Source organism: Actinomadura sp. J1-007 (assembly GCF_009793335.1).
Taxonomy (GTDB): domain Bacteria; phylum Actinomycetota; class Actinomycetes; order Streptosporangiales; family Streptosporangiaceae; genus Spirillospora; species Spirillospora yumaensis.
In genome coordinates this window covers 2,674,626-2,698,427 of the sequence record NZ_WING01000001.1, presented here as the reverse complement: position 1 = coordinate 2,698,427, position 23,802 = coordinate 2,674,626, and the positions used below count along the sequence as shown (strand labels likewise).

15 protein-coding genes, 2 tRNA genes and 3 pseudogenes are annotated in these 23,802 nt (G+C 69.5%); 8 read left to right on the top strand and 12 right to left on the bottom strand.

Annotation, left to right across the window (positions count from 1 at the left end; translation table 11 throughout):
* Nucleotides 1-309: 309 nt before the first annotated feature.
* The 6 genes and pseudogenes from GEV43_RS12195 to GEV43_RS12175 form a co-directional block, all read right to left on the bottom strand.
* Entirely contained in the window at nt 310-648 is a 339-nt protein-coding gene (locus GEV43_RS12195) for an immunity 51 family protein (RefSeq protein WP_160820787.1), read from the bottom strand.
* A gap of 220 nt (nt 649-868) precedes the next feature.
* Nucleotides 869-1,137 (bottom strand): annotated as a pseudogene (locus tag GEV43_RS50075) (IS5/IS1182 family transposase); the annotation flags it as partial.
* Nucleotides 1,138-1,352: 215 nt separating this feature from the next.
* Entirely contained in the window at nt 1,353-3,269 is a 1,917-nt protein-coding gene (locus tag GEV43_RS12190; RefSeq protein WP_160820786.1) for an MGMT family protein, read from the bottom strand.
* Between the two features lie 233 nt (nt 3,270-3,502).
* Nucleotides 3,503-5,527, bottom strand: coding sequence for a hypothetical protein (locus tag GEV43_RS12185; protein ID WP_160820785.1), 2,025 nt, complete (start codon nt 5,525-5,527; stop codon nt 3,503-3,505).
* Nucleotides 5,524-6,681 (bottom strand): 5'-methylthioadenosine/S-adenosylhomocysteine nucleosidase, encoded by a 1,158-nt coding sequence (locus GEV43_RS12180; RefSeq protein WP_160820784.1) that lies wholly within the window; start codon nt 6,679-6,681, stop codon nt 5,524-5,526. The genes GEV43_RS12185 and GEV43_RS12180 overlap by 4 nt, the downstream gene beginning before the upstream one ends.
* Nucleotides 6,678-7,286 (bottom strand): NUDIX domain-containing protein, encoded by a 609-nt coding sequence (locus GEV43_RS12175; RefSeq protein ID WP_309239601.1) that lies wholly within the window; start codon nt 7,284-7,286, stop codon nt 6,678-6,680. Before GEV43_RS12175 ends, GEV43_RS12180 begins: the two co-directional genes overlap by 4 nt.
* On the opposite strand from GEV43_RS12175, the gene GEV43_RS54815 reads away from it, so the two are divergent.
* The 4 genes and pseudogenes from GEV43_RS54815 to GEV43_RS12160 all read left to right on the top strand — a co-directional run bounded on the left by GEV43_RS54815 (nt 7,182) and on the right by GEV43_RS12160 (nt 10,204).
* Nucleotides 7,182-7,424 (top strand): hypothetical protein, encoded by a 243-nt coding sequence (locus GEV43_RS54815; protein ID WP_309240070.1) that lies wholly within the window; start codon nt 7,182-7,184, stop codon nt 7,422-7,424. The genes GEV43_RS12175 and GEV43_RS54815 overlap by 105 nt on opposite strands.
* 195 nt (nt 7,425-7,619) lie before the next feature.
* Nucleotides 7,620-7,805, top strand: a complete 186-nt coding sequence (locus GEV43_RS12170; RefSeq protein ID WP_160820783.1) for a hypothetical protein — start codon at nt 7,620-7,622, stop codon at nt 7,803-7,805.
* A gap of 367 nt (nt 7,806-8,172) precedes the next feature.
* Nucleotides 8,173-9,471: a hypothetical protein gene (locus tag GEV43_RS12165; protein ID WP_160820782.1), complete on the top strand. Its 1,299-nt coding sequence runs from the start codon at nt 8,173-8,175 to the stop codon at nt 9,469-9,471.
* Nucleotides 9,472-9,527: 56 nt separating this feature from the next.
* Nucleotides 9,528-10,204: pseudogene (locus tag GEV43_RS12160) on the top strand (transposase).
* A 329-nt stretch (nt 10,205-10,533) separates the two neighbouring features.
* On the opposite strand, the gene GEV43_RS12155 reads toward GEV43_RS12160, so the two are convergent.
* Together GEV43_RS12155 and GEV43_RS12150 are read right to left on the bottom strand one after the other, a co-directional pair.
* Nucleotides 10,534-10,607: transfer RNA gene (locus GEV43_RS12155), tRNA-Phe, on the bottom strand.
* A gap of 20 nt (nt 10,608-10,627) precedes the next feature.
* Nucleotides 10,628-10,705 (bottom strand) — tRNA-Asp (locus tag GEV43_RS12150).
* A gap of 380 nt (nt 10,706-11,085) precedes the next feature.
* Here GEV43_RS12150 and GEV43_RS12145 point away from each other — a divergent pair.
* Nucleotides 11,086-12,440 (top strand): annotated as a pseudogene (locus GEV43_RS12145) (amino acid permease).
* A gap of 53 nt (nt 12,441-12,493) precedes the next feature.
* Here the strand turns inward: GEV43_RS12145 and abc-f are convergent.
* A complete protein-coding gene (gene abc-f / locus GEV43_RS12140; protein ID WP_160820781.1) occupies nt 12,494-14,122 on the bottom strand; it encodes a ribosomal protection-like ABC-F family protein in 1,629 nt (542 codons plus the stop codon).
* Between the two features lie 828 nt (nt 14,123-14,950).
* Between abc-f and GEV43_RS54810 the strand changes: the two genes are divergently transcribed.
* From GEV43_RS54810 to GEV43_RS12125, 3 genes are all read left to right on the top strand, one after another.
* The gene (locus GEV43_RS54810; protein ID WP_309239600.1) at nt 14,951-16,879 is read left to right on the top strand and encodes an adenylate/guanylate cyclase domain-containing protein; all 1,929 of its coding nucleotides are present in this window, start codon (nt 14,951-14,953) and stop codon (nt 16,877-16,879) included.
* A gap of 174 nt (nt 16,880-17,053) precedes the next feature.
* Nucleotides 17,054-18,067 (top strand): glycerophosphodiester phosphodiesterase family protein, encoded by a 1,014-nt coding sequence (locus tag GEV43_RS12130; RefSeq protein ID WP_160824478.1) that lies wholly within the window; start codon nt 17,054-17,056, stop codon nt 18,065-18,067.
* A 127-nt stretch (nt 18,068-18,194) separates the two neighbouring features.
* Nucleotides 18,195-19,508 (top strand): HAMP domain-containing sensor histidine kinase, encoded by a 1,314-nt coding sequence (locus tag GEV43_RS12125; protein WP_160824477.1) that lies wholly within the window; start codon nt 18,195-18,197, stop codon nt 19,506-19,508.
* 57 nt (nt 19,509-19,565) lie between these two features.
* Here the strand turns inward: GEV43_RS12125 and GEV43_RS12120 are convergent, their stop codons facing one another.
* The 3 genes from GEV43_RS12120 to GEV43_RS12110 form a co-directional block, all read right to left on the bottom strand.
* The gene (locus tag GEV43_RS12120) at nt 19,566-20,771 is read right to left on the bottom strand and encodes a hypothetical protein (RefSeq protein WP_160820780.1); all 1,206 of its coding nucleotides are present in this window, start codon (nt 20,769-20,771) and stop codon (nt 19,566-19,568) included.
* On the bottom strand, nt 20,764-21,288 hold the full coding sequence (locus GEV43_RS12115; RefSeq protein WP_160820779.1) for a SigE family RNA polymerase sigma factor: 525 nt from the start codon (nt 21,286-21,288) through the stop codon (nt 20,764-20,766). The genes GEV43_RS12120 and GEV43_RS12115 overlap by 8 nt, the downstream gene beginning before the upstream one ends.
* A gap of 203 nt (nt 21,289-21,491) precedes the next feature.
* Nucleotides 21,492-23,699: a cyclic nucleotide-binding domain-containing protein gene (locus GEV43_RS12110; protein ID WP_160820778.1), complete on the bottom strand. Its 2,208-nt coding sequence runs from the start codon at nt 23,697-23,699 to the stop codon at nt 21,492-21,494.
* Nucleotides 23,700-23,802: the final 103 nt, after the last annotated feature.

Here is a 23,802-nt window from a genome sequence, read left to right as displayed (position 1 = left end):
ACTACCGCCGCCTGAGCACATCCGCTCACGCCGCGACGTGCGTGTTCCGAAACCTTGTGCTGGCCCCCGGCTCGCTCCTCCTGCCCGGAACCGACCTGAGGGAACGCAGGCCAGCACGGCACGGCGACACCGGGTACGCCGAGCCCGACTGACGTGATTCGGGTAAGACGCTTGACCGCCACCCGCTTCTGCCGGAGGTAAGCGAGCGCGAGGTCGATGCCCTCGACTTCCCCCACCCACGTCTCGCGCTCAGCGCGGTATCAGCGTCCGCTCATGCCGCGAGCCGCGAGGCCGGGTTTGGGCTAGGGATCAATCGTCGAATTCGAAGCCGCTGGCCTTCGCCGAGGTGATGAGCTTGCGCATCCGGTCGGCGTCGGTGGTGAGAGGGGTCATCAGTGCGGCCAGTTTTTGGAGTGCGGTCTGATCCTCGCTGTAGGCGCAGAACATGCCGCCTTCCGGGTCGTAGGAGAATCGCTCTGCGAGGGCGGGGGACTCTGTGCTGACAAGGAACTGTGCGACGCCTTCCCAGAAATACCCGTTCGGTTCGTGACCAAGTTGCTCAACGAGGTCGTCTACATCAGTCGTCCCAGCGTCTAGCAACAACGAGAACTTCCCGGGCGTGGTTTCGATCAACCGCATCGCAGTCATCGGCGAAGCGTTGCAGTCCCAGGGCGATGCGGCAACCTGTCCCAGACAGGTCGCGCGGGCCCGCGGTCTCCCTGCCGAACCCAGACGTCCGCCCACGCCGCGGAACGTTCGGGGACGAGGCTCAGCCTGATGGGCCGGGTGCGGGCCTGGTGATCGTGGAGGTCGGTCGGCTGAGCTGAGCACCGACGACCTTCTGATCGCTAGGCGGAAGGTGGCTGAGGGCGAGCGGAACACCGTGCCCATCGGTCAGGACGTGGTGTTTGGAGCCCGGCCGGCTGCGGTCGACCGGGCTCGGCCCGGTTTTGGGCCGCCCTTGAGCGCTCGGACGTGCAAGCTGTCGATCACTGCCCTGGACCAGTCCAACCGCCCTGCGGCGTGCTGTTCTTCCAGCAGCAACCGGTGCAACCGCTCCCACACCCCTGCCCGGTGCCACTCGGCCAGCCGCCGCCAGCACGTCATCCCCGACCCCAACCCCAACTCTTGGGGCAGGCCCCGCACATAAGAATGCCCCTGGCAGTATTACTGCTGGTCACAGGCGTGGAGGTGGGCAGGGTGGGGTCGAACCGCTGACCTTCCGCTTTTCAGGTCGCAACGCCTGAGCGCTGTCATGACCTGCGGAAACCCAGGTCACTCACGAGCGAGAAGCCGATAAGTGGATTGTGTTCCCAGCCGAAGTATCACGCTGCGCTACGGCGCGTCTTCGCTCATGGTTTGTCGCTCGCTGCCGTTAGAAGGGCGTTGAACGCCTCAATGATGACGCTCGCCGTCTTGGGTTCAGCCAGTGTGTCGGACTGGATCGAGACACGTGCGGCGTAGTTCGCCTTCTTCAGGCGTCGCGGCACATCGGTCCAGCCTGGAAGCCGAGACAGAATTTTTGCGAACTGAGAGAGCGCCTGCGCCGAGACTCCATGGTCTCGCAGCTCGCCGAAGTTGATTGAAAGTAGGGCTTTCGTGACGCCGACGTAGATGCTCCACGCCGCCGCCTCGTCAGTGCCGACGCTGAACCGGGCTGTGACTGAAGGGTAGGCGCCTTCGCCATAGTGGTAACCCCGAAACGCAGCATGCCGTTCAGCGTGCCTGTACACCTTTAGAAGCGCATGCGCGACCTTGTCAGGGCAGTGCCGTTTGATAACCTGGAGGAGGCTTTCCTCGTCCCATCCGCGTTTCGCGTGTGAGGTGTCGTCGAGGCGCTCACTGACGGGCTCTGGGGCCGGTCCCAAAGTTCCCGCATCCGTGGGCGCGGAGTCATAATCGATCGTCGGGGGCGGAGGATCTCCGAGAGCCTGTTGGATGGCGAGTGCGATCGACTCGAGCCAATCGATGGTCTGTTCCGCCTCACTGGCTGTGATGGGAAGCTTCTGCTCGGGCTGATCAGGATTGTGGTCAGCGGTGTGTGCGATGTTGTTCCTGCGGCGAGCGATCTCTCGCATCCTCGCCCGCACCTCATCGGAGGTCACCGGAGAGCTCGGGTCCTGCCCGGTGAGGATCTCGGCCACCTTCACCCAGAGCTTGACCTCGCTGACGTGCGCGAATCCCTCCTGGATCTTCTCAGGGCTTTGGAAGGTCTTGAACTCGAACTCCTGCTCTAGGTGGGCTCGAAAAACCTCGGCCAGCGGCGCGGAGTAATGATGGATCTTCTCGAACACCGCGACGGGCATGGTCAGCTTGTCGAACTTGGCGGGGCGCGGTACCCCGGGGCGCAGCGCGAGGACGACGCCTCGGTCGACGATCTCCCGGGTGACCCAGTGATCGATTGCCGCTACGGCTTGACTCCAGGCCGCGCGATAGAGATCAGTGACATCGAAGGCGCCCACCTTGAGGTGTTCCAGGTTCTGCCCACCTTGGATGAGCTGGCGTGCGTAGCTGATGTTCTGCTGGAACTGGTCGAAGGGGGCTGGAAGCCCGTTCGAGTCATCCTGAGTCTCGGAGGGGGACGTAGGCGCCTTCGCGTCCGGGAACATCTTTCGGAACTTGTCGACGGTGATTCGCTTTGCTTGATCGGCGCGGCCGGCGTTGTCGAACTTGAGTCCTTCTTGCTGTAGCACGGCTTGCGGGTCATCGGCCCGTTCCGGGTCTGGCCAGCGGAACCCCGGTGAAATCTTGCCGTTCGCCTGCAGAACCCGGTGTGCGCCCGGAGCCCCGGACTCGGCCATGAACCCACCTACCGATTGGGCCGCCATGCCCACCAGCTCGGCGAGGTCTCCATAGGTCGTCCAAGTTCCAGGTTTCACCCGTGCAAGCGCCTCGCGAACCTGCTTCCAGCGAGGGTCGGTGTAAGTCCGGGTCTCATTGGCTTGGCGCCGGGCACGGTACTGGCGCCCCAACTCCCGATAGAACTCGTCTCCTGGAAAGTCTTCCAGAGCCCGGATCCCGGCTTGAGTGATCGCCCAGCCGTTTCTCTTGGTCATCCAGCCGATCGACGCTGCTTCTCCGGTACGGAAATCGAGCTGTGAATGCCAGCGAATCTGGCCGTGCGTGTTGGGCTTCTCGTGCTCCGGATCGATGGTGAGCCGCGCTGCGACGGTTGCTCTCACCTCCTCGGGCTGTAGCGGACGCCCCGCCTCCCGCAGGGCCTCCATGGCCGCGCGGAAGATCGGTGCGATGTGCTCGGCGAAGGACATCGGGAGGCTCCTTGGAGTCGGGGGGCGGGCGGTGCTCCGGGCCATCGGCATGAGGCAGAACCGGTCCTGCCGTTGAGATTTAGCATGGATCGCGGCAACGCGACCACAGATTGCTTGACACCTGCAGTCGTACGGACTTCGAGCCTGCGTGGCGATGCAGTGAAACGAGCCAACGGCGATCAGGGCTGACGCCCTGGTGGTGTCCATCTCCGACACGGCGGTCGCGGCCGGTTTCAAGTGCGCGGTGCTCCTGTTGCCGCCCGTGGTGTAGCAGCCGTCCAAGCGGCTGCGCGGCCTTGGGGATCCGCTTTTCGCGGGCGTTCTTGTTCGAGCCAACGTTTGCCCTCCGCTGCGATTCCCTCCATGACATGCAGCGTGTGGCTTAGGCCGGCGGCGTCCAGCATCGTCTCCGACACTGTGGCGTGGGTTTCGTCCACGTGGAGTTCGTCGATCGCGGCAGCCAGCATCTCGGCCTTGACCAGTTCTCCGTTGACGAGAGCGAGTTCGAAGCTGTGGTCGCCGTCGTCGGCTTGGCGCACCCTGACGGCTGCCACGGCCTCGTAGCGGTAGTTGGTGCGGGCTTGGTCGTGGAAGGTACCGCGCTCGAAGTCGAGGTCCGCGCCGAGTTGGCGTATCCCGTCCTTGGTGAGGAGAAAAAGGAGCAGGCGGTAGCGGGTGTAGCGCGGGGGCCCCTGGGGGACTCGTGCGCGCCTGGTGGGTGATCCGGGAGCCTCGATGAAGGCGTGCGCGATCACATCGCTCATGGTGAGGCCGTAATGGTCCAGGGCATCACTCAGCAGCACCTTCCGGTCGCGGTCCAGCCAGATTGCCATCTCCGGGTCGGTCGGCTTGTCGGCGAGCTTGCGCTTCCAGCGTTCAAAGGCCGCCTGGCAGCCCTCCTGAACTCGGCTCTGCTCGGCGACGTCCGCCGCGTGCCGTCGGGTTTCCGTGACGATTCGCATCCTGGCGCGGACGGCGACCCGCCCGGCCACGAGCGCCAGGAGCGCGGACACCGCCGCGTTCACGGGCGCCGTCCGCGCCGCGTCCGCCATCGTCCAGACCGTCCCGGAGGCGAGCGCGGCGAGGCCGAGCAGGGTCGCCGCCTTCGTGCCCAGCGGGACGGCGAGTTCCCGCCGGTAGCCCCACAGCGCGCCGTTCTCCCACTGCCGGCGGACCTCGCTCACCCGGTACCGGATCAGCCAGGCGATCTGCTCGACGCTAGTGCGCTGCTCCCGGTAGACCTCGACCATCTCGTCCCGGAGGATCTTGCGGATGCCCGCCGTGCCGTCCAGCCAGGTCTGACGGCTCGCGTTGCGCGGCACGTACCTGGCGAAGTAGCGGTCGAAGCGCTGGTCGACCTTGCCGGCGAAGCCGGAAGGTTTCGCACGGGACGGGAACTCTTGCGGCCGCCTGAACTCCCTGTCTTTCGCATGGAGCCTTTCGGTGAGGTAGTGCCATTCGGTGCCTGCGCGGAAGGCCAAGAATCCACCGCCGCTGCCCAGCGCGTACACGAGCAGCGTGAGCAGCTGAAGATCCCGAAGGAGCAGGTAGCCCAGGTTGAGCGCCGCACCGCCCAGGACAACCGCGCCGCAGACGGCCCGGCCCCGTGTGCCGGCCGGTATCACCGGTGGTCGGACCGGAAGGAACCGGGGGCCGGCGGGGTTGGGATGGAAGTACTTCCAGACGCGTTCGCTGCGGTTGCCTGCCATCTGCTCTTCCCGCGCCTCATCGAGAGCGCGATCCCAGATTTCGTTCTTCAACGGCCCTTCGAGGAACAGTTCGAGGTGCCGGAGGATCATGCCGCGTTGAGGTTCGGCGAGATTGTCGAAGTCCTTCAGCAGTGGCCGGAGGTCGGTGTTGGGCTTGGCGGCGGCGTCCATGAGCTGCAAGACGGTCTTCACACCGTCCGCCCAGGCGTCCCCGCCGCTCAGGCGGCAGAAGGACGGCGCCTGCCGCAGCGCCGCGGCGTCCGCGTCCGGCATCTCGTTCCACGCCCTCCCACTGACGAGAGCGAGTTGCCAATGAAAGCACACCCTGCTGCCAGTGAGCCCGGCCATCACGGCCTCGCTGATGACTTCCCGGGCTTTGCTCGGCTGACCGCCGTCGAGCAGCATTACACCGATCTCGAACCTCTCCGTTGGAGAGGCGGCCGGCGGAGTCGAATAGATCGTGACGTCGCCATGGACGACTCCCGCCTGCATCCCGACCTGGGAGTTGTCCTCGGCGTAGTTGGCCGTGGCCGCCTCCGAACCGGTCATGACAGGTTCCGAACGAGCCCGAGCACGTTCGCCACCTCGGCTGCCAGGGCGGCGACGTCCGCCACGAGCCCGCGCACCTTCTTCAGCGCGAGCGTCACCGCGCCCGTGTTCCGGGGGGTCGCGTGCAGGGCTTCGCGGGCGTCGTCGAGTTCGGCGCGCGCCGCGCGGTGCGTGTCCTCGTCGATGACTCCCGCGTCTCGCGCCTGCTCGAGCCGGGCGGTCAGGTCCGCGAGCGCCGCGGACGGGTCCGCCTGCGCGGCCTTGTCGGTCGCCAGGTGGACGCCGCCGTGCACGTGGCCGGCCTGAACGCCCACCCTCGCGTTGTCCTTGGCGATGTTGCGGACCGTGTCACCCATCTGCTGGCTCCCCGTCGTTCCAGTCGTGTCGGGCCGTCGGTGGTTCGCTTCATCCGTGGTGAGACTCTCGGCCAGGGCAGCGGTGAACGCCGCCGCATTGGCCACCGCTCTGGGCTGCCATCGCGCGCGGTCGGTGGTCTCCTTGGTGCCGTCGGCCCGGTCGCTGACGCCTCGGATCACCACCACCGGAAGCGACCTGTTCAGGTGCGCGGCCTGCGCGACTCCGGCCCCTTCCATCTCGATCGCGAGTGCGTCGTTGTAGTGACGCCGAATCCAGTCAGCGTGTGCTGAGACCGTAGAGTTGAGAACTACTTCGCCTGCTGCGATGGGCCCGAAGTGCACCTTGGGCCGGCGGTGCTTCGCGCGCCCGTTTCCCGTCCAGGCGCTCTCGCGGTCGACGTGCCTGGCGATCTGGTCGGCGCTGTGGGAGACCTCCCAGACACGGGGACGGCTCTTGAAACCGTCGTCCTCGCTGGTCCCGCCGTGGAAAGCGTAGACATGGGTCGCCACGACGACGTCGCCGAGAGCGATGTGGGAGTGCAAGGCGCCTGCCACTCCCACGAACAGTAGGGCGGTAGGGGAGAACTCGTGAATGGCGCGTTCGGCCAGTACCGCCGCGGACTGGTTGCCCTTGCCGACGAGCCCGAGCGCGATTCGGCAGCGGCCCCCCTCAATCCGGCCGACTTCGAAGCGGGTGCCCTGCTGGTGCCGATGCAACCGCGGGTTGCGCAGCTTCTCTCGAACGGCGTCGTACTCAACGTCCAGTGCCGTGAGCACAACGATCGTGCTGCCACTCATCCTTCTGGCCCCTTCATGTCGAAAGGTTCGGTCGGCCGGACCATGGGCGGATACAGGTCCTTGCGCGGGCCGGCCTTGAACAACCGAGCCGGCCGTCCGGTCGTGACCTTGCGATCGGTGTCCGCCGCGATGATGAAGCCGCTGGACTTCTGGACCTTCCGGTAGAAATTGCGAGGGTCGAGCGGTATCCCCCAGACCGCCTCGTAGACCCGCTGAAGGTCGGTGATCGTAAAGGTCGGGCCGCAGAACGCCGTCGCCAAGGACGATCGCTCAAGCTTGGCTCGGGCGCGCTCGACGCCGTCCGCGACGATCTTCTGATGATCGAAGGCGAGTTCCAGCTCTCCGCAGAGCACCTGATCCGTGCGCTGCCAGCGGGCGCCCGCCGCGTCCGTGCCCGCGGTCGGCTCCGGAAGCCCGGGTGCGATCGCCAGGTAAGCGACGGACACCACCCGCCCGCGCGGATCACGCCCCGGAGTGCCGTAGACGTTGAGATGCTCCAGATGCAGCGTCTCCACGTCCATGGCGGCCTCCTCCGCCAGCTCACGATGAGCGGCGGTAGCGAGGTCCTCCTCCGCGTGCTCCAGGAAGCCCCCGGCAACGCCCATGAGCCCTTGTACGGCTCGACGCCACGCTCCACGAGCAAGACGTGCAGACGCGAGTCGCGCAACGTCAAGATCACCAAGTCGACCGCGAGCATCACGGCCGGCGGCGTCCAGTGGGCCTCGGTCATGCGGCGAGGATAGCTTTTTGTCAGTTAGACAAAAAGAGTCTTCGGGCTGACGCGCCGGCCACCACCTCGTCACCGATCAGCAAGGCGCATGGGGGGACGGACTGGCCGTCCCTCGAACGCCGGCTCGGGCTGCCTCTCGGCCACGGTCGCGACTCATCAAGTGATCGTCTCGGCATCAGTGCGGCAGCAAGCGTCCACGCCGCCTCTCATGAGCTTCACCCGTGGCCGCGCAGAGACGCCACTGGCCATTTCCACCATGGAGAAGGCGGCAGACCAACCACCATTCCTGGTGATCAGCATGGCGGCAGAGCCGACGCGACCCTGGTGTAACGGTGCAACTGGCGGCCGGTTTCTGAGTGCGCTCGGCGATCTCGATCATTTGGCAGGGAAGTGAGGCTGCCCGGTGCGCAGCTGGACTGCAAGTATCTGATGTGCTGGTCCGGGTCACACCGCCTCGGTGGTGCGCAAGAGCACAATCGCTCGACCAGCGTGGCAGAACAACGTGTTCTCGATACGGCGAGCTGGGCGCTCGGCGAAGTCAATCGCTGGGCGCTCGGACTGTGGCAGGCTGCTACGTCATGATGCCGCCAGCCAATGCCTCGGGTCAGCCGGTCAGCTTGACTGATGCGTTTGATGTGCCGGTAATCGTGCGGCACAGCTCGCCACTCCAGGCTGTGCGTCGACCGTCTAGGAGTCGCATAGACCAAGCATGTACGCGTTGGCCGAAGCTTGGTGACATAGTGCCGCCGGGTGATTACCTGGTGTCAACGACGTGGCGTGAAGTAATTGATGCGGCTATGACGTATGGGCGGGATCCCTACATCTGGCTGGCCGCCGTTCCCGGACTCGCCACGGCGGAGATCATTGCCCGTCGGTCGCCCTTGGCGGCATACCTGTACCGCACGCGCATCGGTAACCACCCTGATGGATCAACTGGTTACCAGCTTGAGTCGAACGTGGTCTACCAGGCAGGAACGGAGAAGACGGCGCGCGCCCTGTTCGCCTACCGCATCGGCATGACGATGGCTGAGTGGGCCTGCCGCGGCTTGATGGGTCTCGGGTCGACGGTCCACGCCGAGGCCCTACCTAAATTGCCTGGACGCGGGCCTCTCTGGTCCCCGAAAAACGGCCTTCCTGACCTCGTTGGATTCCACTGGAGGTCACCTAGGACCTGGCTTATCGAAGCCAAGGGGGCCCGCCGCATGGGCAAGCCACAACTGGCCAAGGGCGCGAGCCAGCTCTCCGTGAACGGCCTGATGGCAGGACCGCACCTACGCGTTCTGTGTGGTACCAGTATCGAGCACAGGATTTTCGTCACGGTCGATGTCGATGTCGATGTCTCAGGCGGCAAGCCAGGCCCCACTGGTCCAGATCCTGATCCTCCGAACCGCCGACCGCGTCCAGACGAAGACGACGCCGAACTAGAAGCGCTCGCACGCTCTCGGATGCTGACCTACTACGCGCTCCAAGCCATCCCTCAAGCTTTGCTATCCGTGCGTCCAGTAGGACTCGCCGTAGCCAACTTTGAGATACCTCCAGGTCAGGCCACTGATCTGGTGGTGCCGCTCGAGAGGGACGAGAGCACGCGCACAGAGCGCGAACGCGCGCGTGATCCTTCCACATATGCTCAGCGCCCGCTTTCGGCGAGACCGGACATGCTGACTGGGGAGGTCCCCGGAACGGACCTTACCGTGGGGATGTCACGGCGATTGTTCGCGGCGTGTCGCAGTCTTGCCGCCGAGCAGGACCGGTTGCTGCCCGCCGCTCAAGCTGACTCGCCCGAACTTTGGGACACCGTTCCTGAGCTTATGGAAGAGGAAGTTGAGGAACGTATCAGAGAGCGCCGCGCGTCGTTCGCTGAACGAGAGTACGAGGAACGCGACCGCCTGCGAGCTACAACACGTCAGGCGTACGAGCGTGGGCGAGAAAGCTCCTGGCCACAACTTCTGGGCTTTGAACCGCGACTTGACACCGACTCGCCGGCTGATCTGCTGGAAAGCGCAAATTCCGACACGTACCTCGCGATCGACTCTAACTCGTTTAAGGTGGCAGATCGATAGCCCGCTTAGAGCGTGTCTCATGTGGATGGTGGGTGTTTTACGAACAATGCAGGATCGTGTCGTCAGATCTTGCGTTGCGGTTGGTGCCGGATGAGTCGTGGGAGTTGGTCGAGCCGCTGGTCCCGGTGTTCGTGCCGCGCCGCCAAGGTGGTGGGACGCGAGTGTGGATGATCGGGCGGTGTTCACCGCGATCGCGAATGTGCTGACCAGTGGGTGTGCGCGGCGTAGTTTGCCGGGCGAGCCCGGGGTGAGTGTGCCGACCGCGCATCGCCGGTTCACCGCTTGGAATCGGGCGGCACTGTGGCCGTGGCCGCAGCGGGCGGTACTGGACGAGCTCGGCGCCCGTGGGCAGATGCTGCCGCTGGTGGTCGTTGTCTCGGCCGCCAACCTCCACGACGGCCAGGCCCTCAAGCCACTGCTGATGGCGTTGCCGGCGATCCGGTCGCGCTGACGCCGACCGACCAAACTCCGCGCCGACAAGGCGTATCACTGCGCCGAACACCCGGACCTGGCTGCGCGACCGGAGGATCGTGCCGCGCATCGCCCGCTCCGGCATCGAGTCCGGCGAGCGCCTGGGGCGCCACCGCTGGGTGATCGAACGGACGCTCGCCTGGCTGTCCGGCTACCGGCGCCTGACCTCCGCTACGAACGCCACGGCCGCCTGTTCACCGCCTTCTTTACCCTCGCCGCCGCCATCACCTGCTACAAGCAACTTCCCAAACCATCCACATGAGCCACGCTCTTAGTACGGCAGTCCGAAATTGTGCTCTTGTCTTGTCGGCTGGGTCGGGCTCGTTGGTGGAACCAGCGGTCGCGGGCTTGGTGACGTCGCCGCCGGAGATGCCAGTGCAGGTGGTGTTTCAGACCGTGTTGTCCCTGCAACAGGCCACCATGGGCGGTGTGAACCTGGGTGGGCTCATCGGCGGATCCCCGTTGCCACAGCACGTTGTCGAGTCCATATATGGGCGGAAGGTGTTCGAGGGGTGTACGTCCGCTTGGGCCGCTTCGGGCCGGAAATGCGAGCACCTCTGACCGTGTTTTTGCTGGCCAGAGGTGTGGAGGTGGGCAGGGGCGGGGTCGAACCGCCGACCTTCCGCTTTTCAGGCGGACGCTCGTACCGACTGAGCTACCTGCCCAGGACGTGCATCCGCACGTCTGGCGGTCCTGACGGGATTTGAACCCGCGGCCTCCACCTTGACAGGGTGGCGAGCACTCCTAACTGCTCCACAGGACCTTGGTGCCTCGCTGACCGGGTCGGGCCGGTCTTTGGCGACGTCCGAGAGCATACGCGATGGCCGAGGTGAGCGCCAACTCGTTACGTCGTCGCTTAAACGTAGAAAGATCGCCGGGGTCGGGGGATCGTGCGGGGGTGGGGGTGGGGCAGGATTGGGCTGGTCCGGTAACGGAGCGGTACCGGGCCGATACCGGATCGGGGGTGGATTTCGTCGGTCTGTGGCGTATGCGTCCCATCCTTCGCTTTCGTAGCCTGACCCGACACCGCGCCACGATGCGGGCGTGGGCCGTCCCGATCGGGCGGCCCGAGACGTGAGAAAGGGCCTTGAAGTGGCTGAACCGGAGGGCTATCAACGCGGGCTCGGTACCCGCCAGATCCAGATGCTGGCGATCGGCGGAACGATCGGGACGGGGCTGTTCCTGGGCGCCGGCGAGAACATCGCCAAGGCCGGGCCGAGCCTGATCCTGACCTACGCCGTCGCGGGGCTGATGCTGTTCTTCGTGATGCGGGCGCTGGGGAGCTGCTGACGTACCGGCGGGCCGAGGGCGGTTTCGCCGGGTACGCGCGGGAGTTCCTCGGGCCGTTCTGGGGGTACGCGACCACCTGGACGTACTGGATCATCTGGGTGACGACCGGCATGGCCGAGCTGACGGCGGCGGGCACGTACGTCCAGAAGTGGTGGCCGGAGGTCGAGCAGTGGCAGACGGCGCTGGTGGCGCTGATCGTGCTGTTCACGGTGAACCTGATCTCGGTGAAGCTCTTCGGCGAGCTGGAGTTCTGGTTCGCGATGATCAAGGTCGCCGCGATCGTGATGATGATCCTGGTCGGGCTCGGGGTGCTGATCTTCGGGTTCAGCGACGCCGGGAAGACGGCCGAGGTCAGCAACCTGTGGTCGCACGGCGGGTTCTTCCCCGAGGGGCTCTCGCCCACGCTGATGACGTTGCAGATGGTGATGTTCGCCTACCTGGGCGTCGAGCTGGTCGGCGTGACCGCCAGCGAGGCCAAGGACCCGGAGAAGAACATCCCGCGCGCGATCAACGCGCTGCCGGTGCGGTTCGCGCTGTTCTACCTGGGGTCGCTGCTGGTGATCCTCTCGGTGGTGAGCTGGACGGAGTTCAAGGGCGGCGCGAGCCCGTTCGTGCTGGCGTTCGACAAGATCGGCATTCCGGGCGGCGGCGACCTGGTCAACTTCGTGGTGCTGACGGCGGCGCTGTCGTCCTGCAACGCGGGCGGCCTCTACTCGACGTCCCGGATGCTGCGGACGGCCGGGGTGAACGGGGACGGGTTCAAGGCGCTCGGGCGGCTGAACGGGCGCGGGCTGCCCGTGCTGACGATCATCATCTCGTCCCTGGTCATGGGCATCGGGGTCGTCGTGAACGCCGTGGTGCCCGACAAGGCGTTCGAGTACATCACGTCCGTGTCGACCGGCGGCGCGATCCTGGTGTGGACGATGATCCTCGTCTCGCACATGATCTACCGGCGGCGCGTACGGGACCGGGGGCTCAAGCAGAGCTCCTACAGGATGCCGTGGGCCCCCTACACGAACTGGCTCGTGCTCGCCTTCTTCGTGTTCGTCACGGTGACGATCGCCTGGGAGTCCGACACCCGGGTCGCGCTGTACGTGATCCTGGGCTGGTTCGCCCTGATCGTGATCGGCTGGCCGTTCGTGCGGCGCCAGTCGCGTGAGGCCGACCCCGGAGAGAACGTCGTCATGAAGCAGAGCGCCGGCGCGTAGGCCGAGCGGATGGTGACCGGGTGCCCCCAGGCGGGGGCACCCGGTTTCTTGATTTACGCGGTCAGGCGGCCGTTCTGGAGTTCGGCACGGGTTCCGACGAAGTTGCTGCGGAAACGGCGGTCGTGGGAGACCACCAGAAGGGAACCCTTGTAGGCGTGCAGGGCGTCCTCCAGTTCTTCGATGAGGGACAGGGACAGGTGGTTGGTCGGCTCGTCCAGGATCAGCAGGTCGGCGGGACGGGAGACCAGGCGGGCCAGTTCCAGGCGGCGGCGCTGGCCGACCGACAGGACCGACACCGGACGCCGCAAGTCCTGGGTGTGGAAGAGGCCCAGAGCTAGGAGTGCGTCGGCATGGTCCTCGGGCGTTCCCGGGAGCCCCTCAGCGAACGTGGCGAGAACGCTGCGATTCGACGTCTCGGCCGGGAGTTCCTGGCGTAGGTAGCCGATGCGTCGTGGGCGCTTGACCTTTCCTTGGTGTTGGGCGAGATCACCGGCCAGGACGCGTAGGAGAGTCGTCTTTCCCGCGCCGTTCGGGCCTGTGAGCAGCATTCGTTCGCCGGGAGCCAGTTTCAGCTCGTCGATGCGAAGACGTCCGGCGACTTCGACGCCGGACAGTTCCGCGGTCAGCCCGTCGCCCTTGCCGCCCTCGATACGGGCCGCGAAGCGCAGCGGGTCCGGCGGGCGCGGGACCGGGTCGGCCCGCAAACGGTCGAGGCGTTCGCGGGCGTTGCGAATCAGCGCCGACACGCCCCCTTCGTGCGAACGGCGGTGGCTGCGGACGCGTTCCTCGCGGGCTGCGGGCTTGATGGCGGCCATCCGTACGGCGCCTGACTCCGCGAGCTCGGTCTGCCTGTCGACCTCGGCGAGCCACTCGGCGTACTCCTGCTCCCAGCGGCGGCGCGCGGCGGCCTTGGCGGCCAGGTAGCCGCTCCAGCCGTCGCCGTACCGGGTGACCGTCCTCAGGTCCCGGTCGACTTCGAGGATCGCGGTCGCGAAGCCGTCGAGGAACGCCCGGTCGTGGGTGACGGTCACGACGGTGCCCCGGTGGGAACGGAGCCGTTCCTCCAGCCAGGTGACGGCCCGTTCGTCCAGGTGGTTGGTCGGCTCGTCGAGCAGGAGCAGTTCGGGCGCGGACGCGAGGACGCAGGCGAGCCCGAGCCGCGACTGCTCGCCGCCCGAGAGGCTGCCGAGCGGCCGGTCGCGGGCCACGTGCGCGAGTCCGAGCCCGTCCAGCGCCGCGTCCACGCGCGCGTCGGCCTCGTAGCCGCCGCGCGCCTCGTAGGCGCTGAGCAGGTCGCCGTACGCGGCCAGCTCCGCGGGGGACGCGCCCGCCAGCGCGGCCTCGGCCTCGCGCATCCGGCGTTCCAGGTCGCGCAGGTCGGCGAGCGCGCGGTCGATGGCGTCCGCCACGGTGAGGTGCGGGGCCAGCCCGAGCGTCTGCCCGAGATGCCCGACTCCGCCGGGCGCCGCGACGGTGATCTCGCCGCCGTCGGGCGTCTCGGTGCCCGCGATCATGCGCAGCAGCGTCGACTTGCCCGACCCGTTCTCGCCGATGACGCCGACCTTCTCGCCGGTACGGACCGTGAACGACACCCGTTCCAGAACGGGATGCCCGTCGTACGCCTTGGCGACCTCCTTGAGTGCGAGTTGTGAATCGTGCTTATCGTGCCTGTGGCGGGCCATGTCTGTAGACCTCCGGTCGTGAAGGCCCGGTACGAGCACCTGGCGTTCGGGACGCAGGGCGTCGGAGCGTCGAGTGCCTAGGCGTTGACGCGATTCGGCGCGGCCGTACGGAACGGGTGGCTCGTGCGTGGGCCGTTATGCAAGGACAGGTCCGCACCACGGGCCCGGTCGGTCCGTTATCCGTCCTGGAGGCTCGGCAGCCTGCGGACGCGGCGCAGCGCCGCCGTACGGCTTCACCCGCGCGCGTGAGAAATCGTCACGAACGCGCGCGGCGCTGAACGGCCGCGTTGCAACGCTGCGTAGAAACGGAAGAAAGGGCACCCGGTGCGGAGGGCGTTCAGCTCAGGACGGCGGGACGTCGCTCGACCGCTCCGAAACGGAAGGCGGAAGCGCGCGAACGTGCCGTCAGACGCGAATCTCGACCGCGGGACGGCGGCAGCGCGCACCCTGTGCGGGGCGCGGCGCGCCGTACCGGAAGCGGGAGATCAGTCGCAGTGCTTCAGGCCGGGGGGAAAGAAGTAACCAGGTGAACCCATGTGCGGGATTGTACCCGGGCGTGATCCGGACCGGTTGTGACGGCCGTCATAATGGGGTGATCGCCGGGGACGGGGCTGCATTGCGATCTATCGTGAGATAACCGGTACGTCCGCGTGCCCGGCGGGGGACGGCTCGACCGCCCTTCTCCGCGACCGCGTTCCGGGCGACCGCGTTCCGGGCGACCGCGTCCGGGACCGGGCTCGGCAGGGGTCGGCGGGCGTGGGCCGGTGATTCCGGAGAGGCCGGGGTCTCCCGCAGGGGGCGGCCGGACGGCTCGGACGGGAGGCGAACGTGACCGGCACCGGAAGGACGGTCGCGCGCAGTCTCGGCGCGCGGCTCGACCACATTCCCGGCCTGCCGCGCACCATGCTGGAGGTGCGGGTCCGCTGGGTGCTGTCCGTCGTCGTCCTCGTCGCGAACGCCGGCGGCGCCCTGGTCGTGCTGCTGTTCGCGACGTTCGTCGTGCCCGATCCGCCGCTGCCCGACCGTTCACATGTCCATCTCGTCAACGCGATCGCGTTCTTCAGCTATCCGGCCGTCGCGGCCCCGGTGGCGCTCGCTTTCGGCTTCGTGCTCTGGCGTCCCGTCGTACGGCTCGTACGCGAGGGGACCGTCACCGAACGCGGGCAGGGCCGCGCCGTCCTGCTCGGCCCGCTCCGCCTGACGCTGCTCATCGGCGGGCTGTGGGGCGTCGGCGCGGCGGGCTGGGCGGCGCTCGACCTGATCCTGTTCACCGGGCGGCTCGCGGTGAAGACGGGCCTGACCTGCCTGCTCGGCGCGATGACGACGTGCACGATCGTCTACCTGCTGTCCGAACGGCTGCTGCGTCCGGCCGCCGCGCTCGTCCTCGCGGTCGAACGGCCGCGCGGGGTGCGGCTGCCCGGCGTGACGACCCGGGTGATGCTGGCCTGGGCGCTCGGCACCGCGGTCCCGGTCTTCGGGCTGATCTGCGTCGCGGTCGCCGCGCTCGCCGCGCCCGACATCAGCACCACCCAGCTCGCGGTGACCATCCTCGGCCTCGGCGGGGCCGCGCTCCTCGTCGGCGTCCAGGTCACCTACATGGCCACCAGCGCGATCGCCGACCCGATCAAGTCGGTGCGCAAGGGCATGGCCCGCGTCGAACGGGGCGACCTCGGCGCCGAGGTGCCGGTGTACGACGCGAGCGAGGTCGGGCAGCTCCAGGCCGGTTTCAACCACATGGTCTCCGGGCTGCGCGAGCACGAACGGCTCCGCGACCTGTTCGGACGGCACGTCGGCGAGGAGGTCGCCGATCTCGCGATCGAACGCGGCGACATCACGCTCGGCGGCGAGACCCGCGACGTCGCCGTCCTGTTCGTCGACCTCACCGGTTCGACGCGGCTCGCCGAGACGCACGAGCCCGACGAGGTCGTCGCGCTGCTCAACGCGTTCTTCGGCGTCGTCGTGCACACGGTCGGACGGCACGGCGGCTGGATCAACAAGTTCGAGGGCGACGCCGCGCTCGCGATCTTCGGCGCCCCGTCCGCGCTGCGGGACGCGGCCGGGGCGGTGCTCGGCGCCGCCCGCGAGCTGGCCGTACGGCTGCGCGCCGAGGTCCCCCTCCTGGACGCCGGGATCGGCGTCTCGGCGGGCCCGGTCGTCGCCGGGTACATCGGCGCCGAGCAGCGCTTCGAGTACACCGTCATCGGCGATCCCGTGAACGAGGCGGCCCGCCTCAGCGACCTCGCGAAGCTCTCGCCCGGCCGCGTGTACGCCTCCGCCGACCTCCTCGAACTCGCCGACCTGGCCGAGGCCGACGAATGGGATCTCGGCAAGGCCGTCACCCTCCGCGGACGCAGCCGCCAGACCCGCCTCGCCACGCCGCGGCCGCCCGCCCCGGCCGTCGTCCTCGGCCCGGACGCCGAGCCCGTCGACGAACCCGCCGCCCGCCGCGTCCGCCTCCCGCGCCCCCGCGTACCGCGCCCGCGCGTCCAGCGCCGCCGTCCCCGCCGCCGCCGGCTCCTCGTCGGCGCGCTGATGCTGTCGAGAGCCGCCAAGACCACCCGTTCCGACACCGACCCGGCTGCCGAGCCGCCGGCCGGGCCGGAACCGTCCCTTGACCTTGCCCCCGACCCTCGCCCCGACTCCGTCCCAAACCCCGCCCCCGCTCCTGCGCCCGCGCCCGCGCCCGCCGCAGAATCCGAGGAAGCCGTAGAGGAACGCGAACGCCCCGGCCGCCGCGGAAAGAGGAAATGGACGTGAACGAGACGTCCAGGCCGAACGGGGCGGCGTGTCGTGGCGGGCGGGAAGATCGACGTCCTAGGGGCACCCAAAGGATCGTTCGGTTTTCGCGGTCGGCCATCGCGCCGTCACTCCGGTGACACCGGGCGCTCGGAGGGTTGGACGTGACATCTCCTACCCTCCCGAGAGGTGACGATGTTCCGCAGGCCCGGCCTCCCGCTCGCGACCACCACGATCATCGCGTCCGCCGCTCTCACCGTCGCCGCCACCGACTCCTCCGCCGTCGCCCGCCCCGGCGCGGCCGAGCCCGCGGAGCCCGCCAAGCCCGCGCCGCGCACGTCCCCCGCGAACGCCACCCCGTCCCCCGCGAACACCGCGAACGCCGCGAACGCCAAGCTGGTCGCGGCGCCGACCGTCGCGCGGCGCAAGGCCACGGCCGTGGCGCATCGCGGGGCTTCCGCGTACGCGCCCGAGAACACGATCGCCGCGTTCCGGCTCGCCAAGAAGCAGCGCGCGGACATGTTCGAGCTCGACGTGCAGGAGACGAAGGACCACAAGCTGGTCGTCCTGCACGACACCACGCTCGGCCGTACGACCAACGTCGAGAGCGTGTATCCGGGGAAGGGGCCGTGGAAGGTCTCGTCGTTCACGCTCGCGCAGGTCCGCAGGCTGGACGCCGGGTCGTGGTTCGGCAAGCGGTTCAAGGGCGAGCGGATCCCGACGCTGGGCGAGGCGCTGCGCGCGATGAACGGCGCGGGCATCGGGCTGCTCCTGGAGATCAAGTCGCCGAGCCTCTACCCCGGCATCGAACGGCGCATCGCCGCCGAGCTGCGCCGCAACCCGGCGTGGCTCCGGCCCGACCCGCGCGAACGGCGGCTCGCGGTGCAGTCGTTCGACTGGAACTCGGTGCGGCGCTTCCACGGCGTCCTGCCGGCCGTTCCGACCGGGCTGCTCGGCACGCCGAAGACGTCGGAGCTGAAGGGGCTGGCGCGGTTCGCCGACCAGATCAACCCGACGCACACCACGCTGACCGCGGCGTACGTCAAGCGCGTGCACGCGCTCGGCATGGACGCCTTCACCTGGACCGTGGACGACCCGGCCGCCATGCGCAGGGCCCTGCGGCTCGGCGTGGACGGCGTGATCAGCAACAAGCCCGACGTTCTGCGCAAGGTCGTGGACGGGGGCGGCACCAGGGCCGATGCCGCCTGAACCATTTCTTTGAGGTTCCTTGATCGCCGGGCGCCCCTCCAGCGGCCCGACATATGCCTCCCGGGTGATTACCTCACCTTCGGGAGGTCGGGTGAACGGACGGCGCACATGGTCCATACGGGTGCGGATGACCGTCATGGCCGGGGCGATCACGGCGGTCATCTGCGTCGTCGTGTCGGTGCTGCTCATCGTCGGGATCCGGGGGCGCGCCGCGGACTACCAGCGCGAGCAGGCGACCGAGTCGGCGCTGGAGCTGGTGTCGCAGATCAAGCGCGGCCGGCTCCCGCAGGTGCTGGACGCCAGCGATGTCGTCGCCGTCCAGGTGATCAGTCCCAGGGGCACCGTGGTCTCGGGGTCCGACAACGTGCGCACCAGGCCGCCGCTCGCGACGTTCCGGCCCTCGCGCGACCGCGTGTACGCGGTCCGGGAGCTGTGCCCGCCCGCGGGGCTCCACGGGTGCATGAACGTCGTCGCGTTCCGCGTCTACCAGCCCGACGGCGACTGGTACGTCTACGCCGCCGACCGGGCCGTTCCGTGGTACGTCAACGCCGCCCTGCTGACGTTCCTGCTCTGCGCGACGCTGCTGACCGTGCTGCTGGTGGCGCTGAAGACGTGGCGGACCGTGGACGCGACGCTCGCGCCCGTGGACGCGATCCGCGCCGAGCTCGCGGAGATCACCGCGACCAAGTCGGGGCGGCGGGTGCCCGTTCCCGAGAACCGGGACGAGATCCGGCTGCTCGCCGAGGCCGCCAACGCCACCCTCGACCGGCTGGACGCCGCGCTGGAACGGCAGCGGCGGTTCACCTCCGACGCCTCCCACGACCTGCGCAGCCCGATCGCGGGCGCTCGCGCCGAACTGGAGGAGGCGCTGCTGTATCCCGAGGAGGTGGACTGGCCCCGGACCGGCCGGTCGGTCCTGCAAAGCCTCGACCGGCTCCAGGCGATCGTGACGGACCTGCTCGAACTCGCGCGCCTCGACGCCGCCGCCTGGAGCGGCCAGGAGACCGTCGACCTCGCGGCGCTCGTCTCGATCGAGCTGGCCCGCACCGAACGGGCCAAGAAGGTCGTCCCGGACCTGCGCGAGCACGCCACCGTGCGCGGGGACCGGCTGAAGCTCGTCCGGCTGTTCACCAACCTGCTGGACAACGCCGAACGGCACGCCGAGTCGCGGATCGACGTGGTCGTCCGTGAGGACGGCGACGACGCCGTCCTGGAGGTGATCGACGACGGCACGGGCGTCTCGCCGGAGAACCGCGAGGTCGTCTTCCAGCGGTTCGCGCGCCTCCAGGACAGCCTCGACCGCGACAAGAACGGCACGGGCCTCGGCCTCCCGATCGCCCGCGAGGTCGCCAAGGCGCACGGCGGGACCCTGACCATCGAGGACAGCCCGCGCCGCGGCGCCCGTTTCGTCCTGCGCGTCCCCAAGGCCAAGCCCTCGTAGCGGGCGCGGGCGGGCGCGGGGGACCGCGTCGAACGGTGCGGGAAGGCCAGAGTTCTGTCAACGGGTGAGGCGGTAGGTGTCGCCGTCGCGCCAGAGGAGCCGGTCGCCGACGGCCAGGGCCTCGCCGGGCAGCGGTGAGCGGCGGCCGGTCCGCAGGTCGTAGACCATGGCCGCGCCGGTGTCGCGGTCCTGGTGGGACGCCGAGTAGACGACGACGCCGTCGCCGATCGTGATCCGGCCGATGTACTCGTCGTCGCGCCCGTACGGGAGGTCGTGCAGCACGCGCCGGTCGCCGCCGGGCCCCAGCCTCTGGACGGTCAGCGTGTCGCCGTCCGCCCAGGCCAGCGCGCCCGGCCCGGCCGCGAACCCGGCGGACGGATCGTCCACCGCGGGGAGCGGGATCGCGACGGACGCGCCCGACCGCACGTCCACCTGCCGCATCGTCCTGCCCGCGCGCACGTAGGCGTACGGGTCGGCGAACGCCTCCAGCGTGCCCTCCACCGGAAGCGTCCGAACGGGCCCGTCGCAGCCCGCGGCGACCGAGAGGGCGTCCTCCCCGGCGTCCCACCACACGATCAGGTCCCGTTCGGCGTAGAAGGGCTCGCGGCCGTCCCAGCCCTCCCCGAGAGGGTGCGCGGGCTTGTTCCCGGACGCGGGGAGGCAGGTCAGCGTCTCGCCGTCCGGCCAGATCCGGGCGGTCGCGCCGTTGGCCATCGTCCAGAGGTACGGGAGCGTCTCCTCGCTCGTGTCGTGGATCCGCGCGGGCGCGCTGCCGTCGGCACCCGCGAGCCACACCCCGCGCCGGGGCGTGACCGTGCCCTCGTCGTCCACCGATTCCGCCGTCCCGAGTACGGACCCGTCCCTGCCCAGCGCCACCGCCCGGAACCGGTCGCCGTTCGGCAGCACGCGCGGAACGACGGCGGGACCGTTCGGAGCGGGACCGGCCGCCCCCGCGCCGTTCCCGTCGCGCGAGGCGGAGACGCTGGCGGGGCCGCGACCGTTCCCGTCCGCCGGGAAGCCGAGGACCATGGGGAACGCCGCCGCCACGACCGCGCAGCCCACGGCCGCCGCGGTCGCCCGGCGCCGACGCCTGCGCGCGGCCGTCCCGGCGACGATCCGCCGCCCCAGCCCCTCCGGCAGGCGGCCCAGTCCCTCCGGCGGGCGGCCCAGTCCCTCCGGCGGGCTGCCCGGCTCCGGCGGGCGGCCCGGGTCCGGAGCGGGACGGGAGAGGCCCTCGGCCACCCGGCGTTCGAGATCATCCACGTGAGATCTCCCGCACGCCGCCGTCCACCCGTTCCTGGAGGGCCTGCTCGCGCAGCTTGGCGAGGGCGCGCGCGGCCTGGCTGCGGACGGTCCCCGGCGTGCAGCCGAGAACGCGCGCGATCTCGGCGTCGTCGAGCTGGTCGACGTAGCGCAGCACCAGGACGGCGCGCATCCGCGGCGGCAGCCCGGCGAGCACCGCGTCGAACCCCGCCCCGCCCGTCACCCGGTCGAGGTCCTGGTCGTCGACCGGCCGGTCCGGCGGGCTGGCCATGAGCCGCTCGCGCCCCGCGCGCCGCCGGCCGTTGGCCACGATCCGCACCATGACGGTCCGGACGTACCCCTCCGGGTCGTCCTTGCGCCGCACCCGCCACCAGCCGACGCCGGTACGGGTCAGCGCCTCCTGCACGAGGTCCTCGGCGTCGTGCCGGTTGCCCGTCAGCACGCAGGCGTACCGGAACAGCGCGGGCAGGCGGTGCTCGACGAACTCCTCGAACGGCCCGAGATCACGCTGCGGCACGACGCACCTCCTCCCTCCCAGGGACACCTGAGGCGCCCGTTCTGCTGCACGCCGCCCCAACCCGGTACGAACCGATCCCGTCCCCGCCGCCCACCGCGCCTTCGCGGCGGACCCGGGAACGGGACGGTCATGAGGTCGAGGACAGGGGGCCGGGGTCAGGGGACCGGGATCGGGGTCAGGGGGCCGGGGTCAGAGGATCAGGGTCAGGGGATCGGCGGGACGGTGGCCTCGGACAGATGCATCCAGCCCGTCAGCTCCGACTCCTTCACCGTGCAGTTGACGAGCTGGTAGCCGGCCGGGTTCACCTGGCCGGGCGCCTGCGCGATCACCGACTCGTACACGAACGTGGAGGCGATGAACCCCAGGTCGGCCTGCGTGATCGCCAGCCAGTCCTTCAGGACGGGGGCCTCCAGCAGCCGCGCCGTGCGGATGATCGCCGAGCCCGTCACCCCCTCCGCGTCCGGCATCACCGGCCCGACGTGCAGCGCGACGCGGAGCTGGATGCGCACCGCCGCGCTCGCCCGGCGGTTGTGCCGCCGCAGCCCCGCGGTCAGGACGGCGAGCATCGGGTCGACCACCGAACGCGTCGGCATCCACGGCGGGACGACGATCAGCGCCCCGTCGCCGCGGTCCTCCCGGTGGCACGCCTCCCACGGCACGTTCGACGCCTCGAACGCCTCCCGCGTCAGGTCGTACATCGCGCGCCGCATCGCCAGGCGGTCGTCGTCGTTGCGGTGCAGGGCCCCGAACCCCGCGATGTCGGTGAACAGGATCGAGCACATCTGGCCCGCCCACGCGGGCGGACCGGCCGGCTGCCCCGGACGCGGCGCGGCGTACGACTCGTACCGCGCGGGGATGGGCGGCGCGTTCCGGCGCGTCCGCTCCATCGGAGGCCACGCCTCCGCATGCGGCGTCTGCGCGCTCCCGTGCGGCGTCCACGCCTCTCCGCGCGTCGCCTGCGCAGCCCCGTAGGCGGTTCCCGTCGGACCGGCCTCCGGCCCGCGCACGTCCCGCGGGTCGTATCCGTCGCGCGGGTCGTACGCGTCGCGCAGGCCGTAATCGTCGCGCGGGTCTCCGTTGCGCGGGTCTCCGTACGGTACGCCTTCGTACATCACCCGCACGTCTTCGTAGAACGTGTAGGGAGGCCGCAACCCGGCGTACGGAGCCTGCGCGTCCTCGCTGGGAATCCCCGCCGGGCCGTACGGCCGCCCGGGAGGCTCGGTCAGCCGGTCGTACATCTGCCCTTCGAGAACGGTCAGCACGCGCCGGTGCGCGTAGAGGAACGCGGCGAAGTCGCGGGTCGGGAGCCGCAGCGCCTGCACGTCGTCCAGCGCGATGATCGTCGCCGAGCGCCGGTGCAGGGAGAGCGCGGCCCGTTCGCCGATGAGGTCGCCGGGACCGCGCGTCGCCAGCACGCGCTTCAGCCCGGCCCGCTCAACGCAGACCTTGACCTCGCCCGCGAGGATCACCAGCACGTGGTCGGCGACGTGGCCTTCGCGCCACACCACCTGCCCGGCCGGGTACAGGTCGGAGGACGCCGCCGCGGCGAGCGCGGCCCGCTCCCCGGTGGTCAGCGCCTGCCAGAACGACACCGTGGACACGTGGCCCCCGTGCCGCACGTGGTGCCCGCCCTGGGCCACCCCGTACGCCTCGCCGGGGAACGGCACGGCCTGCCCCGGGACCGGCCCCGGCTCCAGGCCGTACACCCCGTCCCGGCCGTACGTCTCGTCGTGGTCGTACAACTGGTCGCGGTCGTACGCCTCGTCGCGGTCGTAGTCGGTCTGGGCTTGGACCTGCGCGTGCGCCTCGGCGAGGGCCTGCGCGTACGCCTGCTGAGGGGAGAGGTCCGGCCGCGCCATGGGCTGGGTCTCGGCCGCCGCCCGAACCTCCGCCGGAAGCCGGGCCGGTGACTGCGGACGTGAGGGCAGGCAGGAAGGCTGCCCGCACTCCTGCGGGTCGTCGTACTCCTGCGGGTCGTACTCCTGCGCCTGCGCGCCGGGGTCCTCCTCCCGCGACTCGGATTCGGGCTGGGGCTGCGCTTGGGGCTGGGGGTGGGTGCAGGGCTGGCCGGACGGCTGCCCGGAAGTCTGAACGGAGGGGGAGGGGTGAGCGAAGGGCTGGGTCGGCGCCGTCGCCTCGGACCGGTCGGACCGGGTCTCCGGCTCGGCCTGGAACTCGGACGAGGTCCCGGACGGCGTCCCGGTCCCGGGCGGCGTCCCGGTCCCGGGCGGCGTCCCGGACGCGGCCTCGGGCTCGGGCTCGGTGCCGGACGACGGAGGCCGGCACGGCGGCTGGGGGTGGCTGCGGGGGCGCTGTCGGGGAGGGTGGGGCGGGCTGGCGACATCGACCGGGTGCCGGGGCGTACGGGTGATCAGGTCGGGGTCGTGCCGGCGCAGGTGGTCGGCCATCATCGCGCCCTCCTTTCGCGGCCGTCGTACTCGGCGGGCGTGATCGGGGACGGGAGGCTCGCTGGTCGGCCGGTCGTGGTCAGGGGACGGTTTCGGATGGTTGGCA